This window comes from Ruegeria sp. CK3 (genome assembly GCF_056536565.1).
Genome location: NZ_JBQFPV010000002.1, coordinates 354,947 through 371,623, shown reverse-complemented (window position 1 = coordinate 371,623; position 16,677 = coordinate 354,947). Strand labels below are relative to the sequence as shown.

Below are 16,677 nucleotides of genomic sequence, written 5' to 3'. Positions count from 1 at the left end.
ACCACAAGCGCGATAGTCAACCACGCAGGCGGTCCCTATGGCGCGCCAGCCAATGGGCCAGAGTCAGCAGCGGTAAGTCCTTGAATTCACCGCGATCCACCATGGCGATAAACGTCTCAAACGGTAGAACACGAGAGCGTATATCCTCACCTTCGGTGGCCAGCCCCGCGATTATTGCAGGATCTGTCAAATCGCCAAGCCCGACATAGAGATAGACGTACTCGGTCGACGACCCGCTGGAGGAATAACCTCCGCCTGCGCTGTGCAGAGCATCGAAAGCGATGCCGGCCTCCTCCATCCCTTCACGATGTGCGGCCTGCTCTGGCGTTTCGCCAGGGTCGATCATGCCTGCAACTGGCTCCCACATCCAAGGTTCGGGATCATCGATCAGATGGATTGGGGCGCGGAACTGCTCTACAAGCAACACGGTGTCTCGCACGGGATCATAGGGGAGAACGATTACCGCGCTGCCTTGCAACAACGCGCTTCTGTTCAGCGTCGGCCCCATGGCTCCATCGTATTGACGGTGTTGCAGGTCGATCTCTTCCATTGCGAAGTAGTTGACATATGCGCGGTGATGGCGATGCACGATCACGTCCTTGGACACATCGCGCGCATCGCCCGTGTGCCGCTGCCGCGCGAAGAGTTTTGCCCAGGCCCGCGTCTGAATCGCTGGCATGCTGCGCGCCATATCCGCAGGCGCAACCCGCTCGAAATAGCTCATTTCCTCTTCGGCGGCGAGCGCGGTGACGTCACCGAGGCGTTCAACCCACGCGTCCAGAAACCAAGGCCCATCCGGCACCCAGGCCGCAGGTTCGGGAAAAAACACCTGAGCCTGCGCTTGGGTTCTATCCTCTAGCGTCACTGTCAACGGCCTCAGATCATAGTCGAACCCTCCCTCATAATAGGCCAGTCGATCCAGATCCGATTGCGACAGGCCTTGCACAAACAGTCCCGCGGACTGCTCACCATCTGCTTGTTGGATCATCGGGAAATCCTGCCCCTGAACCGCAGAAACGATGTGGTCTGGCAAGGTGGCAGGCGTCAGCGACAGCTCAGACGACGAGCGCCCCAGAACGGCCTCCAACAGCGGCACATGCCGCAGGGTTCCATAGAAGAACAAATCGGACACGAGAGGACTGGCTTTCGTTAAGTGTTCACATTCAGCGCCAGCGACGGCTTGCTATTTCCGTCAGCAAACCGGTGGCAACGGCCCCAACACCCAAGGTGATCAGAATTTCTGGCGCGAGCAACTGCTCACCGAATTCGACACCAATCTTGAAGATTGCAATAAGCGCCTCGAAAGGGCCATCATAGCGGTGGCGCATGGCCAGCCGGAACATTTCATAAGTGCCCTGAACGAAAAGGCCCCAAAACACTAGTGAAGCCACGCCAGTCAGGCCGTTGTTAATCCCGGCCGTCCAGCCTCGGCCAGCGCGCTTGCCCATGATTTTCCAACCGCAGATCCAACCCAAGGCGATGTTGACCACGGTAAAATACCCGTAGTCCTTCCCCTCTTCTCCGTTTGCTATAACCATGCTGGACACGATGAACGCCAACACCACAAGACAAGCGGCGGCGACAAGGCGACTGGCGGTGGGCATGTATGAATTCCGTTCGTTAACTAGGCTTTGCTATGGTGATCTGTGTCACATCGCAATTGCCCGTGTCAAAGGCTGCGCCGCAGGCCGTCAAATAATAATTCCACATGCGGCGGAAACGCTCATCAAATCCCATCTCCGAGATCTGGTCCCACTTGTCGTTGAACGTATCAAACCAACGACGCAGCGTTAGGTCATAGCTCTTGCCGAACTCCTTCGAGCGCACGACATTCAGCCCCGCCTGATCAATCTGCTGTCGCAAGATCGTAGGCGATGGCAGCATTCCCCCCGGAAAGATGTATTTCTGAATGAAATCAACGCCGTTCTTGTAGTAATCCCAGCGATGATCGCCCACGGTTATGATCTGCAACGTGGCCTGCGCCCCCGGTTTCAACCGATCCCGCACAGTATCGAAATAGACCGGCCAGTATTTCTGACCCACGGCCTCAAACATCTCGATCGAGGCAATGCCGTCGTATTGCCCTTGTTCGTCGCGATAGTCTTGAAGTTTCAGATCAACCAGATCAGATATACCAGCCTTTTCAATACGTTGCTGCGCAAACCTCAACTGCTCTTGGCTGATGGTCAGGCCCGTTACGCGCAGGCCACGCTCTTTCGCGGCATATTCGGCGAAGCCGCCCCAGCCACAGCCGATCTCAAGTACGTGATCGCCGGGTTTGACGCCCATCTCATCGACCATGCTGGCGTATTTGGCGGTCTGCGCCTTCTCGAGGCTCTCCTGCCCTGTCTCGAAAATGGCGCTGGAATAAGTCATCGTATCGTCAAGCCAGAGCGCATAAAAATCGTTCCCCAAATCGTAGTGATACGAGATATTCTTCTTGGCCTGTTTGCGATTGTTCCGATGCAACCAAAACCTCAGACGCTCATAGGCCTGCACGAGAAACTTGCCTGTGAACCCATCATAGGCCGTCTCACTGCCCATATGGACCAAATCCATGAAGGCGCGCAAATCAGGCGTGCTCCAATGGCCTTCCAGATACGCGTCAGAAAAGCCAAGCTCACCTTCCCGGATCAGGCGGGCAAACACGTCTGGATCGTGAATTTCGACCTCGGCAACCGGGCCTGGCTTTGAGCCCTCAACACGGAAGGTCCGTCCGTCGGACAAAGTGATGTCCAAACGCCCGGCTTCCATTTTGCTCAGCATTTTGAAAACCTGCGCGAAATATCTGGGCAGACCTTTTTGACCTTCGGTCGTCGTCAATATCATCCGCTCTCCCCTCTGCGGTGGTTGATGCAGGCTAGGACGCAATTGTGTTTGTGGCAAGTTTTCAGTTCCTTACTGGTTTTTTCGGCGTTCATACGCGGCCAGCGCGCGGGCGCGCCCCGTTGGCAGATCGACCACCGGTGGCGGGTAATCTGCCTTGGGGTTCAGACCCCAGGAACGGGGTGTGGCTTCAAAGTAGGACAAGGCCGTCTCAGACGGGTTTGGCGTGCCCTCGGCAATCCACTGTTTTAAGTAGGCACCCTTGGGGTCGAATTTTTCCTGCTGTGTAACGGGATTGAAAATGCGGAAGAACGGAGACGCATCCGGTCCGGACCCCGCGACCCATTGCCAGCCCATCGCATTGCAGGCCGGGTCCCAGTCGATCAGGCAATCCTCGAACCACTTCATCCCGATTTTCCAATGGGTCATCAGATGCTTGGTCAGGTAACTTGCCACAATCATCCGGGCGCGGTTGTGCATCCGCCCGGTCACATACATCTGCCGCAGACCCGCATCCACAACCGGGATGCCGGTTCTGGCTTGCAGCCAAGCCTGCACCTCGGGCGCATCTCGGGCCTCGTTCCACGGAAAACCGTCCCATTCGGGCTTCCAGTTGCCCGACACCAGTTGAGGCGTGTGGTACATCAGATGATAGGCGAACTCGCGCCAGACAAGCTGTCGTAGAAATGAGCCCGAGCCTTGGGTCCCTTCGAAAGCCGCGCGTTGCACGCGATGCCAGGCGGTACGCGGGCCGATTTCACCCAATGAGAGGTATTCGGACAGGTTCGAGGTCCCTTCCAGATCCAGCCTGTCACGGTCAGCGCCGTAGTCTGCGACCCGGTTCAGGAACCCCCCCAGATGATCAAGCGCCGCTTGATCACCCGGTTGCACGTAGGGTCTGACGACCGTAGCCCCTCGGTTCATCGCCGCACCAAGGTGCCATGTCGCCAGATCGTCAGAGGCAGGCCAGTGCGCGGGGGCGGTCAACCGGGTCGGGGCTGCCTCGGGCGGAGGGACCTCACGCCCCTGCACAACGCGCCACATCGGGGTGAAGACGCGAAACGGCTGACCGGCTTTGGTAGCAACCGTCCAGGGTTCGAACAGAAGATGACCGGCAAAGGATTTTGCCCCGATCCCCTGCTCCTTCAGCGCTGATTTGATCTTCGTATCCCGCGCAATTGAGGCCGGATCGTAAGCGCGCGACCAGTACACATCCGTCGCGCCGGTTTCAGAGATCAGCCGCTGCAACTGTTCCAAGGCATCGCCCTGTCGCAGGATCAGACGGCTGCCAATGTCGTTCAGCGCGCGTCCAAAGACCTCAAGCCCCAGCCCAAGCCGCCATTTCGGGGCCGCGCCGAGGGTTTGCACCAGATCATCACACAGGAACACCGGCACCACAGGGCGACCAGTCGCAGCAGCCGCCGCAAGAGCCGGATGATCGCTTAGCCGCAGGTCACGCCTGAACCACAAGATGATCGGAGGTTGCCCGTCTTCCATATTCGCCCCGCCGTTTTCTTTTCACTACGGAGCATATCGAAAACTGGATCACAAAACCCGGTCAAGTGCATTCAATAACTGATCAATTTCCTGTTGGGAGGTGTAGTGCGTGAAGCTGACCCGCAACACGCCTTGATCCGGATCGACCCCCATCGCCTGCAAGGCGCGTACGGCATAGAAGTCACCACCGCCGGCCATCACGCCATGCGCCGCCAGCTCAGCCGCCACGGCAGCGGCCGGCCGACCCAAAGCCAAGGCAACGGTGGGCGCGCGTCGGGTGGCCTCGGACGGACCAAGCAGTCGTACTGTGTTTCGGTTTTTGACGGCATCCAGCACCGGTTGCAGCAGCGCGACCTCGTGATTGCGCATCAGGTCATGGGCGAAAGCGCCTTGCGCAACGGCACCCTCAGTTGGGCCGCCATGGTGGGTGCTGAGCAGCGAGATGTAATCCGCCATCCCCGCGCTGGCCGCTATTTGCGCATGGTCCGGCCCTGCGGGGGTGAATCGTTTATACAGAGTATCGCCGTTGAAATAATGCGCCTGATTGGGCAGCAACTCACCCAGTGCGCGCCGGATGACCATGCAGCCCTGATGCGGGCCGTAGGTTTTGTAGGCTGAAAACAGATAGATATCCGGCCCCAGATCTCCCACATTCGGAAACCCGTGCGGCGCGTAGGACACTCCATCCACGCACACAAAAGCACCGGCGGCATGGGCAATGGCGGTTATCTCAGTCACCGGGTTGATCTCACCCACTACGTTCGAGCAATGCGGGAAACAGACCAGCCGAACTTTCTCATCCAGCAGGTTCTCCAGATCCTGCGGGTTCAGAGATCCCGTTTCGGGATCAATCTTCCACTCACGCACGTCGATCCCGGCCTCGACAAGATGCCTCCAAGGACCGGAATTGGCCTCATGATCCTGATTGGTAACGATGATTGCTTCGCCGGGGCTCATCCATTGCCGGAAGGCCTGTGCCAGAACGTAGGTGTTCTGGGTGGTGGAAGGGCCAAAACTCAGTTCGTCAGTCTCAACCCCAAGAATCGCGGCCATCCGGGCGCGGGCATCATCCATCTCGGCACCTGCGAGACGGCTGGCCTCATAGGGCGCATAAGGCTGAACTTTGCGTTGAGTGTAGAACCGCGTCAGTCGGTCGATCACTTGCTGGCAGGTGTAGGAGCCACCTGCATTCTCGAAAAAGGCCTGTCCCTGAAGGCCGGGTTCGGGAAAGGCGGGGAACTGAGCCCGAACGAATTCGATATCCAACGCTGACATGGACAGACCTTTCGATGAGTGGAGAACACTAATAGCTGAGTGCGCGCCTCAGCCTTCAACCTTGGTATAAGTCCCCTCACCGGCCAGAATGCCCCGGAAGCCGCCCGGCTCATCCAGACCGAACACGATCAGCGGCAGGTTGTTGTCACGCGCCAGCGCAATGGCCGAAGCATCCATGACCCGCAGCCGTTTTGCCAGTACGTCGTCGTAAGAAACCGTGTCATACCGCTTGGCGTCGGCATGTTCTTTCGGGTCCTTGTCATACACCCCGTCCACGCCGTTTTTGCCCATGAAGATCGCCTGACAGGCCATCTCATTCGCGCGCAGGGTCGCGGCCGTATCAGTGGTAAAATACGGGTTGCCCGTACCCGCGGCAAAGATACAAACCCGTTTCTTTTCAAGGTGGCGCACGGCGCGGCGGCGGATATACGGCTCGCAGACCTCATCCATACGGATGGCCGAGATCACGCGGGTAAACACCCCAATCTCTTCCAGCGCCGACTGCATCCCCAGCGCGTTCATTACGGTCGCCAGCATCCCCATATAGTCTGCCGTGGTCCGCTCCATCCCCTGGGCCGAGCCGCTGAGGCCACGGAAGATGTTACCGCCACCGATCACCATGCAAATCTCGACGCCCAGATCGTGGACCGATTTCACCTCCTGCGCGATGCGCTGGACGGTCGGCGGGTGCAGGCCGAATCCCTGATCACCCATCAACGCCTCGCCGGAAATCTTCAGCATCACGCGATCATACTTGGGTTTTTGGGTGTTGAGGGACGAGGTCAGGCTCATATTGCGCTCCGGGCTGGCACGGGTTTATTTTCCGGCGCAAAATGAAGCAAAACGACCGCAGGTTCAATGCGGATACTGAGGGACCATGACCAATCACCCCACCGCATCGATTTGGGACCGGCTCCCCGAGATACCGGATGACAAGCCGGTTCTGATCGCTGGCCCGACAGCCTCGGGCAAGTCCGAGCTGGCTCTGCGCATTGCCGAAAGGTTCGGAGGGGTGATCGTCAACGCCGATGCAAGTCAGGTTTACGACTGCTGGCAGGTGATCTCTGCGCGCCCCTCACCGGACGAGGAAGCGCGCGCGCCGCATCGCCTCTATGGTCACGTCGCGTTTGATCAGGAGTATTCCACCGGCCACTGGTTGCGTGAGATCACTCCGCTGCTGACGGCCAGCCCGCGCCCGATCATCGTCGGCGGTACAGGGCTGTATTTCACCGCTTTGACGGAAGGAATGGCCGAGATACCTCCGACGCCCCTGCATGTACGTCAGGATGCCGATCAGATGGACTTGGCCCGGCTGATGTCGGGCGTGGATGCTGAAACCCTGACCCGGCTGGACACAAACAACCGCGCCCGCGTTCAGCGCGCGTGGGAGGTTCAGCAGGCAACCGGACGCAGCCTTGCATCATGGCAAGACGACACTCCGCCGCCTGTGCTGGCCCTGCGGGACACGGTGCCCATCGTCTTTGACGTCGACAAAATATGGCTGCTGGACCGTATAACCCGGCGGTTCGATCACATGTTGGAGAGCGGCGCTTTGGACGAGGTTGCGGCCATGCGCGACCGCTATGATCCGTCGCTACCCGCCTGCAAGGCCATCGGGGTGCCGGAACTCATGGCCTACCTGGAAGGCACAATGACATTGGAGCAAGCGCGCGAACGGGCCACGATCTCGACCCGTCAGTTTGCCAAACGCCAGCGCACATGGTTCCGGGCGCGCATGAAGGCGTGGAATCACCTCGATTTATCAAACTGATACGAAACGCGGTTGGTTCCCAGTATCCAATCTGGCCGCCCGTCGGATTGAACCAATATTTCCAGTACTTACGGCGCTTGGCTTCCATGAGTTGGCGTCCTGCCCCGCGTTGGGAATGGGTAAGAAACACTGGGCAAGTGACGCGCAACAACCGCCCATACATGTCGTTTTTTTGCTCTTCATGCCGCATTCGAACATTGACGTCCTTCGGATTCTGTTGCCGAATACCGACATGGGGAATTCCAACGTTCAAAAAACCGAACCCTTCGACCTTCGCCTTGGCCTGAAGAACGCCAGCTAGGTTCGTTCATTCCATGCAAAAAAACAAATATGTCACAGGGAGAGACATTCATGACTAACCATACAACAAAGGGAACGTCGGTGCACTGGGCCGCAGAGATGCACGCCCAGGAATACCGCGACGGCAATCTGAGCCGCCGTGAGTTTATGGCCCGCGTCACTGCACTGGGCGTTGCCGCTCCGGTCGCCTACGGCATGATCGGTCTGCAATCACCAGCAGCGGCAGCTGAGCCGCAGCAAGGCGGCACTATCCGTTATCAGATGGAAGTCCGCGCCCTCAAAGACCCACGCACCTATGACTGGACGCAGATTGCGACCTTCACGGCGGGCTGGTTGGAGTATCTTGTCGAGTACAACAACGACGGTACGTTCAAGCCCATGTTGCTGGAAAGCTGGGAAGCCAATGACGACGCCACTGAATACACGCTGAACGTCCGCAAGGGCGTCAAGTGGAATAACGGTGACGACTTCACCGCCGAAGACGTGGCTCGCAACATCGAAGGCTGGTGCGATGCTTCGCTGGAAGGCAACTCGATGGCCTCGCGCATGGCGTCGCTGGTCGATGAGAGCACCCAGAAAGCCGCTGATGGCGCCATTACCGTGGTCGATTCGCACACCGTCAAACTGAAATGCAACGCGCCGGACATCACCATCATCCCCGGCATGGCGGACTATCCGGGTGCTATCGTCCATAGCAGCTTTGACGCAAATGACATGCTGTCGAACCCGGTGGGCACAGGCTTCATGATCCCCGAAAGCCACGAGGTCGGCGTGAAGGGCGTTCTGGTCCGCAATGAGGGCTTCGACTGGTGGGGCTATGAAGCGGGCAAAGGCGGTTACATCGACCGTATCGAATTCATCGATTACGGCACCGACCCTGCCGCCTTCCTGGCCGCTTATGAGGCCGAAGAGATCGACATGAACTGGGAGTCGGTCGGTGAGTTCGTCGACATCTTCGACGGCATCGGTCTTGTTCGCTCGGAAATCCCGTCGGGCTTTACCATCGTCATCCGCCCGAACCAGCTGGCAGAAGACGCGGACGGCAACAAAATCTACGGCGACAAGCGAGTCCGTCAGGCCCTCGCCATGGCCGTCGACAACAATGTTTGCCTTGAACTTGGCATGTCCGGTTACGGCATCCCTGCCGAGAACTGCCATGTGGGCCCGATGCACCCCGAGTTTGACTCGGCTGTGACCCGCATACCCTACGATCCGGCTGGCGCGAAAGCGCTGATGGACGAAGCGGGCATGGGTGATTTCGAGCACGAAGTGCAGTCCATCGACGATGACTGGCGCCGGAATACCACTGCGGCGGTTGTCGCTCAGCTGAACGATGCGGGCATCAAGGCCAAGCACACGGTTCTGCCGGGCTCGACCTTCTGGAATGACTGGACCAAGTACCCGTATTCCTCGACCAACTGGAACCACCGCCCGCTGGGCACTCAGGTTCTGGCGCTGGCTTACAAGTCGGGTGTTGCGTGGAACGAATCCGGCTTTGCCAATGAAGAGTTCGACAAGCTGCTGGCCGAGGCAAACTCGCTCGCTGATGTCGACATGCGCCGCGAGGTAATGGCGAAGCTGCAGGCGATCATGATCGACGAAGGTGTTGTCATTCAGCCTTACTGGCGGACTGCAATGCGCCACCATCGCGACAACATGGTCGGTGTCGAAAAGCACATCGCGGACCTGCCGCAGCTTTACAAGTTCGGTTTGACCTCCTGACCCAAAACAAACAAGGGCCGCGCCGCACTGGCGCGGCCCTTCGTCCTCAATACGGCGACCATAAGAATAGCAACGCGTGAGGCGGAATGCCGTCCACGCCAGCCGACCAACAGGGGCTAACATGGGACTTTTCATTTTAAGGCGTGTGGGGATTATGCTGCTGACAGCATTGTGCCTGACATTCCTGGTTTTTTTCCTCACCAATCTCTACCCGAACCTGGAAAAGCTAGCGAAAACGCAGGGCAATTTCCGGATGTCGGATGAGCAGGTCGAGAGCTTTTTGGAAAAAGGCGGATACCTTCAGTCGACGCCCATAAAATACGGCGAATGGCTGGGCGTTCTGCCCTCATACCGGCACACGAATGAAGACGGCACTGTTCAGGGCCGATGCATTCTACCGGGCAAAACCGCCGAAGAGTCTCCTAATTTCTGCGGTATCCTTCAGGGCTACTGGGGGTATTCGACGGTCTTCAAAGAAGAAGTCGGGACTGTTGTTGGCACTCGGCTCGCCTTGACTGGCCGGCTGATGTTCTGGGTGATGCTACTGATGGTCCCCTCGGCCCTGATCCTAGGCATTCTGGCTGGGATGAAAGAAGGGTCGGCTACGGACCGGACGCTGTCGACCTTTGCCATCACCACCACCGCGACGCCGGAATACGTCTCGGGTGTGATCTTCATCGCGATCTTCACGTCATCCGCTGTGGGCCTGAAATGGTTCAAGGGCACGGCGACGCAAGCGATGGAGAACCCGACGTTTGAGAACTTCTTCTTACCGGTGCTGACAATTGCGCTTTATGGGATGGGCTATATCGCCCGCATGACCCGCGCCTCGATGACCGAGGTGATGACGGCGCAATATATCCGCACCGCGCGCTTAAAAGGTGTCTCGTTCCCGAACATCGTCATGAAACACGCGCTCCGGAACGCTCTGATCGCACCGTTCACCGTCATCATGTTGCAGTTCCCATGGCTGCTGAATGGCGTGGTGATCGTCGAGACCCTGTTCAACTACAAGGGTTTTGGCTGGGCGCTGGTGCAGGCGGCGGGGAACAATGACATCCAGCTATTGTTGGCGATCTCGGTCGTGTCGGTCTTTGTGGTGCTGGTGACGCAGCTGATCTCGGATATCGGCTATGTCTACCTCAACCCGCGCATTCGCATTTCTTAAGGGAGGGTCAGATCATGGAACCACTTACCTGGACCGGCTCTATCGCCTTCCTCAACCCGCTACTCGCGCTGGCACTGGGGGTCATGGCCCTGTCCATCGTCGTCTGGATGCTGGCCAGCATTGTGCTGCCCGAGGATCAGATGACGGTGAACCCTGATGGCACGTTAACTTCGAGCTCGGGCCTGCGAAACATGATCCAAGCCGCGCTGCGCTATAGCTTTCTGGCCAGTGTGGCGATCGCGGTTGCCTATGTCGTGCTGGGCATCCTGATGGGTACCAGCGCCGGGATCATTGGTGCGATCTCGCAGCAATTCCTACCCGTCTGGCTGTCACTGATCATCCTGTATGCGATGTCGATCGCGTTCAAACGCAAGCTGGGCCTGTACGGCAAGCTTTTCGACAGCCCCATCGGCATGATCGGCTTTGGCCTTGTGATGTTCTGGGTTTTCACCGGCATCTTCGGCGCGCTTGATTTGATCGTGACCCATGACCCGCTGGCACAAATCTCGGGCATGAAAAACAAGGTGCCCGGTACGCCGTTGCCCAATCTGGAGGACGGCCAATACGCCTGGTACCTTCTGGGCGGAGACAATCTGGCCCGCGACGTATTCAGCCGCATGGTCAAAGGCGCGTGGATCGTGGTTCAGATCGCTCCGCTTGCCACGATGTTTGCCTTTATGGTTGGGATCACGCTGGGCCTGCCCGCCGGGTACTATGGTGGTCGCCTGGATACGCTGTTGTCGTTCCTGGCAAACCTGATCCTCGCCTTCCCTGTGATCCTGCTGTTCTACCTGTTGGTGACACCCGAGATCGTGGCGACCGGTGTGCCGAACTATATGGCAGCCATCCTGTTTGTCTTCCCGATCATCTTCCTCGGTGTCCTGCTGAATTCGCGCTACTACACGCGTCCGAATTTCCGAACACCTCTGCTGATCGGCGTTCTGGGCGTGGCGCTGTGGTTCTACCTGTCGCTGATTTCGACCGGAGGCTACATCATCAGCACCGACAGCTACCGTGTCTGGGGTCTTCCGACCTATCTGGATTTGTTCGACATTCCGGGCGGTATTCTAGTCGTGTTCGTTTCGGTGGTCTTCGTGAACTCTCCCACGGTGTTCCGCATCGTGCGCGGGTTGGCGCTGGATATCAAAACCCGCGACTATGTGGCTGCGGCCCAGACCCGTGGTGAGGGTCCGTGGTACATCATGCTGTGGGAAATCCTGCCCAACGCGCGTGGTCCGCTGATTGTCGATTTCTGTCTGCGGATTGGCTATACCACCATCCTTCTGGGAACCTTGGGTTTCTTCGGGCTGGGTTTGCCGCCCGAAAGCCCGGACTGGGGCTCGACGATCAATGAAGGGCGCAAGCTGCTCTCGATCTATCTGCACCCTGCCCTTCCACCTGCTTTGGCCCTGTTGTCACTTGTTCTTGGTTTGAACCTGCTGGCAGACGGTCTGCGTGAAGAAAGTCTGAAGGACTGACGTAATCAAGGCCGGGGGCTCTGCCCCCGGACCCCCGAGGTATTTTTAGCCAGATGAAGGGGATCCCCCTGACTCTCGCGAGGAGTAACAAGATGAACAAACTGGCGGACTATGACGGGCCTATTCTGGAAATCGACAAGCTTTCGATTTCGTTTTTCACCCGGCTGAGGGAAATTCCCGCCGTTATGGATTTCTCGGTCAGTGTGCAGCCAGGTGAGGCTGTAGGATTGGTTGGTGAATCCGGCTGCGGTAAGTCTACGGTGGCGCTGGGTGTCATGCAGGATCTGGGCAAGAACGGGCGCATCGTTGGCGGCTCGATCAAGTTCAAGGGGCGTGATCTGGGTGAGATGACCACTGAGGAACTGCGCGACATTCGCGGCAATGAGATCGCAATGATCTATCAAGAGCCGATGGCCTCGCTGAACCCGGCGATGAAGATCGGCAAGCAGTTGATGGAAGTGCCGATGATCCATGAGGGCGTCGGTCAGGAAGAGGCTTATGCGCGTGCGCTGGAGGTCGTCACAGACGTCCGCCTGCCCGACCCTGAACGGATGCTGAACTCATTCCCGCACCAGCTATCAGGCGGTCAGCAGCAACGGATTGTCATCGCGATGGCGTTGATGTCGAAGCCTGCCCTGCTGATTTTGGACGAACCCACCACGGCTCTGGACGTGACCGTTGAGGCCGCTGTGGTCGAACTAGTCAAGGATCTGGGCAAGAAATACGGCACCTCGATGCTGTTTATCTCGCACAACCTTGGGCTGGTTCTGGAAACCTGCGACCGCTTGTGCGTGATGTATTCGGGCGAAGCAGTCGAGCGCGGCTCGATCCATGATGTGTTCGACGAGATGCAGCACCCTTATACACAGGCGCTGTTCCGGTCGATCCCCCTGCCTGGTGCCGACAAGAACGCGCGTCCGCTGGTAGCCATTCCAGGGAACTTCCCTCTGCCGCATGAACGCCCGCCGGGATGTAACTTTGGCCCGCGTTGCGACTATTTCGAAGAAGGCCGTTGCGACGCCCAGAACATCCTGATGGAGGCTGTGCCGGGCAATGATCGCCACCATACGCGCTGCCTGAAGTTCCAAGAGATTGACTGGAACGCGCCGATCACCGTTGGCGAGCAAAAGGAAAAGGGCGAGATCGGGCGGACCGTTCTGAAGATGGACAACCTCAAGAAGTACTATGAGGTGGCGGCCAACGCCCTGTTCGGAGGCGGGACGACCAAAGTGGTCAAAGCCAACGAAACCCTGAGTTTTGAGGCGCACGAATCCGAGACCCTGGCCATCGTGGGCGAATCTGGTTGCGGTAAATCCACCTTCGCCAAGGTTCTGATGGGGCTTGAAACGGCAACTGACGGGCAAATCCTGCTGGACAACCGCAATATTGAGGCAGTACCGATTGAGGAACGCGACGCCAAGACCGTTGGCGAAGTGCAGATGGTGTTCCAGAACCCGTTTGACACTCTGAACCCCTCCATGACCGTCGGGCGACAGATCATCCGCGCGCTCGAAATCTTCGGAGTCGGCAATTCCGAGGCTGAGCGCAAGAGCCGCATGCTGGAACTGCTGGATCTGGTGAAACTGCCCCGCGCCTTCGCGGACCGGATGCCGCGACAGCTCTCAGGTGGTCAGAAACAGCGTGTTGGTATCGCGCGCGCCTTTGCGGGTGATGCACGGATCGTGGTGGCGGATGAGCCGGTCTCGGCCTTGGATGTATCCGTTCAGGCGGCCGTGACCGATCTGCTGATGGAGATCCAGCGCGAACACAAGACGACGCTGCTATTCATCAGCCATGATCTGTCGATCGTGCGCTATCTGAGCGACCGGGTGATGGTGATGTATCTCGGCCACGTGGTCGAACTGGGCACGACCGATCAGGTCTTCTCGCCCCCGTATCACCCTTACACCGAAGCGCTTCTGAGCGCGGTTCCGATTGCAGATACCTCGATCGAGAAGCAGCATATCGTGCTGGAGGGTGATATTCCGTCGGCCATGAACCCGCCACCGGGTTGCCCGTTCCAGACGCGTTGTCGTTGGAAATCCGAGGTGCCGGACGGGCGTTGTGAATCAGATGTCCCGCCTGTGAAAACTCTGGCCGACGGCCATCAGGTCAAATGTCACCTGGCCGAAGATGTTCTGGCCCGTATGGAGCCTGTGATAAAAATCGCCGCAGAATAGGCGCTTGTACGAACTTGAAAGGCCGGTCACAGACCGGCCTTTTTCGTTGAATACTACTGTCAAATTTAACTGTTGTGCGCCTTAACCGCCCCAGATCACCTTCACGTAATTCTGGGTTTCCGCGTAAGGCGGAATTCCGCCGTGTTTCTCAACGGCCTTGGGACCTGCATTGTAAGCCGCCAGCGCCAAAGGCCACGACTTGAACTTGCGGTATTGCCACGACAGATACCGCGCGCCGCCTTCCAAGTTCTGCTTGGGGTCATGGGGGTTTACACCCAAAAGCTGGGCCGTCTGCGGCATCAGCTGCGCCAGACCAAGGGCCCCTTTGTGAGACTTCGCTGCGGGGTTCCAGCCACTTTCCTGCTGCACCAGACGCAAAAACAACTCTTCCGGGATGTTGTGTTGGCGGGCGGCTTGGCGGGCAAGCTTCAGGTATTCTCCACGGTACTTCCCAGTATAACGCTTGTCGAAACGCCCTTGCGCCACTTTCGGCTTAAGCCGCTCGGACCCGCGATATTGCATCGCCGCGCGCGAGTCCAACACTTTGGATTGCTTGAGGAATATGTCTTTTCTATTCTTGGTAGACAGTGTCTGGGCCTGCACCGGGGCCGTGGTCAGCAGCAGACACACACCGACAAAACCTAAAACCAAAGACCGCATAAATGCCTATCCTGCCCGATCCAGAAACAAGCGGAGTATATGGTCCCGCCGCCTGAATTAAAAGCGTGCAGATCGGGGCAAGCAGATTCTTGTCCGACACTGTGTCATCAACGTGTTTTCACCCTGATGCAGGCCGTATAGGGTCTCTGGCATATTCAGCGCCAGATTCGGCGCATGCAGATCAATACAGAACGGGGAACTACATGGCGGGTTCAGTTAACAAGGTCATTCTGATCGGCAATCTTGGTGCCGACCCTGAGGTGCGGTCGTTCCAGAATGGCGGGAAAGTGTGCAACCTGCGCGTTGCAACATCCGAGACGTGGAAAGATCGCAACACCGGTGAACGCCGGGACCGCACGCAATGGCATCAGGTCGCCATCTTTTCTGAACCGCTGGTTCGGGTGGCAGAACAATACCTGCGCAAAGGCAGCAAGGTTTACATCGAAGGCCAGCTTGAAACCCGCAAGTGGCAGGATCAGTCGGGCCAGGATCGATACACAACCGAAGTTGCCCTGCGTCCCTATCGCAGCGAACTGACGATGCTGGACAGCCGCGGCGAAGGCAGTGGCGGCGGCTATGGTGGCGGTCAGTCGGGCGGCTATAGCGGTGGTCAGGCCGGTGGCGGCTATGGCGATCCTTATGGCGCACCGTCCAGCTCTCCTGCCCCTGCATCCGGCGGAATCGACGACGACGAGATTCCGTTCTAAACGAAACGGAGACACAACATGGCATGGTCCTTCGCTCTCGGCCGACTTCTCGGGTCCGAACTGAGGGTCCATGTCACCTTTTTCCTGTTGTTGGCCTGGGTCGGATTCGCGGCCTATTCCAGCGGAGGTTGGCCGGCCGCGATCGAAAACCTGATCTTCGTGTTGGCCCTGTTTGCCTGCGTCGTGGCGCATGAGTTTGGCCACGCCCTGATGGCGCGCCGCTTTGGCATCAAAACCCCTGACATCACCCTGTTGCCCATCGGCGGTCTGGCCCGGTTGGAGCGTATGCCAGAAAAACCGATGCAAGAGGTCTGGGTGGCCCTCGCCGGTCCGGCTGTGAATGTCGCGATCTGGTTGATTCTGGTGGGGTTTGGCGCCGGGATGCCCTTTGAGACGATAAGCCAGATAGAATCCGCAAATATCGGGATGCTGGACCGTCTCGCCTACATCAATCTTCTGCTGGCGGCGTTCAACATGATCCCTGCCTTCCCGATGGATGGAGGTCGCGTTTTCCGGGCCCTCCTCTGCCTTCGTCTGGACCGCGTCACAGCCACGCGCATCGCGGCGCTAAGCGGTCAGATGCTTGCCGTTGGGCTCGGGTTCTATGGGCTCAGCTCGGGCAACCCGATCCTCGTCGTGATTGCTGTTTTCGTGTTCTTCGCAGCCAATGCAGAAAGTCAGGATGTGGCGCTGCGCTCGGCCACGCGGCATGTTATGGCGCGCGATGCGATGATCACTGAATTTCACGCGCTGTCGCCTCAGGACACGCTGAATACCGCCGCGCAGGCCGTGATCCATACAACGCAACATGAGTTTCCGGTTCTGGACGACAAAGGCCACCTTCAGGGTTTCGTAACCCGAGATCACTTGTTCAAGGCACTGGCAGGCGACCACCCACGCTCCGACCCCGCCGTTTCGATCATGGAGCGTAACATCCCGCAGGTCGGCTTGACCGCCGGATTGGCAAAGGTTCTGGACGGGTTGCACAAAGGCGCGCCAGCGGTCGCCGTGATCAATCGCACCGGGCTTATGATCGGCTATGTCACCCGTGAAAACATCGGTGAGTTGATGGTGATTCGCGGGCGCTGATCGC

Annotated in this window: 14 protein-coding genes; 7 read left to right on the top strand and 7 right to left on the bottom strand. The window is 58.3% G+C overall.

All coding sequences use genetic code 11. From position 1 onward, the window contains the following. Positions 1–16: 16 nt before the first annotated feature. The 6 genes from ACR0C3_RS04090 to pyrH all read right to left on the bottom strand — a co-directional run bounded on the left by ACR0C3_RS04090 (position 17) and on the right by pyrH (position 6,390). The gene (locus tag ACR0C3_RS04090) at positions 17–1,132 is read right to left on the bottom strand and encodes an NUDIX domain-containing protein (RefSeq protein ID WP_480757270.1); all 1,116 of its coding nucleotides are present in this window, start codon (positions 1,130–1,132) and stop codon (positions 17–19) included. A gap of 31 nt (positions 1,133–1,163) precedes the next feature. Further along, positions 1,164–1,604 carry a TrgA family protein gene (locus tag ACR0C3_RS04085; protein WP_170469704.1) on the bottom strand — a complete coding sequence of 147 codons (441 nt, stop codon included), beginning with the start codon at positions 1,602–1,604 and terminating at the stop codon, positions 1,164–1,166. 16 nt (positions 1,605–1,620) lie between these two features. Continuing rightward, on the bottom strand, positions 1,621–2,829 hold the full coding sequence (locus ACR0C3_RS04080) for a class I SAM-dependent methyltransferase (RefSeq protein WP_480757269.1): 1,209 nt from the start codon (positions 2,827–2,829) through the stop codon (positions 1,621–1,623). Positions 2,830–2,898: 69 nt separating this feature from the next. Continuing rightward, positions 2,899–4,323 (bottom strand): cryptochrome/photolyase family protein, encoded by a 1,425-nt coding sequence (locus tag ACR0C3_RS04075; RefSeq protein ID WP_480757268.1) that lies wholly within the window; start codon positions 4,321–4,323, stop codon positions 2,899–2,901. Positions 4,324–4,371: 48 nt separating this feature from the next. After that, entirely contained in the window at positions 4,372–5,598 is a 1,227-nt protein-coding gene (locus tag ACR0C3_RS04070; RefSeq protein WP_480757267.1) for an aminotransferase class V-fold PLP-dependent enzyme, read from the bottom strand. Between the two features lie 48 nt (positions 5,599–5,646). Then, positions 5,647–6,390, bottom strand: coding sequence for a UMP kinase (gene pyrH, locus ACR0C3_RS04065; RefSeq protein WP_480757266.1), 744 nt, complete (start codon positions 6,388–6,390; stop codon positions 5,647–5,649). Between the two features lie 85 nt (positions 6,391–6,475). Here pyrH and miaA point away from each other — a divergent pair, with 85 nt between their 5' ends. From miaA to ACR0C3_RS04040, 5 genes are all read left to right on the top strand, one after another. Beyond that, positions 6,476–7,369, top strand: coding sequence for a tRNA (adenosine(37)-N6)-dimethylallyltransferase MiaA (gene miaA, locus ACR0C3_RS04060; RefSeq protein WP_480757265.1), 894 nt, complete (start codon positions 6,476–6,478; stop codon positions 7,367–7,369). 351 nt (positions 7,370–7,720) lie between these two features. After that, positions 7,721–9,391: an ABC transporter substrate-binding protein gene (locus ACR0C3_RS04055; protein WP_170469723.1), complete on the top strand. Its 1,671-nt coding sequence runs from the start codon at positions 7,721–7,723 to the stop codon at positions 9,389–9,391. A 121-nt stretch (positions 9,392–9,512) separates the two neighbouring features. After that, positions 9,513–10,559 carry an ABC transporter permease gene (locus tag ACR0C3_RS04050; protein ID WP_170376750.1) on the top strand — a complete coding sequence of 349 codons (1,047 nt, stop codon included), beginning with the start codon at positions 9,513–9,515 and terminating at the stop codon, positions 10,557–10,559. Positions 10,560–10,573: 14 nt separating this feature from the next. Continuing rightward, positions 10,574–12,037 (top strand): ABC transporter permease, encoded by a 1,464-nt coding sequence (locus ACR0C3_RS04045; protein WP_170376748.1) that lies wholly within the window; start codon positions 10,574–10,576, stop codon positions 12,035–12,037. Between the two features lie 92 nt (positions 12,038–12,129). Beyond that, a complete protein-coding gene (locus ACR0C3_RS04040) occupies positions 12,130–14,217 on the top strand; it encodes a dipeptide ABC transporter ATP-binding protein (protein WP_480757263.1) in 2,088 nt (695 codons plus the stop codon). 81 nt (positions 14,218–14,298) lie between these two features. Here the strand turns inward: ACR0C3_RS04040 and ACR0C3_RS04035 are convergent, their stop codons facing one another. Continuing rightward, positions 14,299–14,877 (bottom strand): lytic transglycosylase domain-containing protein, encoded by a 579-nt coding sequence (locus ACR0C3_RS04035; RefSeq protein WP_480757262.1) that lies wholly within the window; start codon positions 14,875–14,877, stop codon positions 14,299–14,301. Between the two features lie 203 nt (positions 14,878–15,080). Here ACR0C3_RS04035 and ssb point away from each other — a divergent pair, with 203 nt between their 5' ends. Both ssb and ACR0C3_RS04025 read left to right on the top strand, forming a co-directional pair. Then, the gene (gene ssb, locus ACR0C3_RS04030) at positions 15,081–15,584 is read left to right on the top strand and encodes a single-stranded DNA-binding protein (RefSeq protein WP_170677777.1); all 504 of its coding nucleotides are present in this window, start codon (positions 15,081–15,083) and stop codon (positions 15,582–15,584) included. An 18-nt stretch (positions 15,585–15,602) separates the two neighbouring features. Continuing rightward, positions 15,603–16,673, top strand: coding sequence for a site-2 protease family protein (locus ACR0C3_RS04025; RefSeq protein WP_480757261.1), 1,071 nt, complete (start codon positions 15,603–15,605; stop codon positions 16,671–16,673). Positions 16,674–16,677 lie beyond the last annotated feature (4 nt).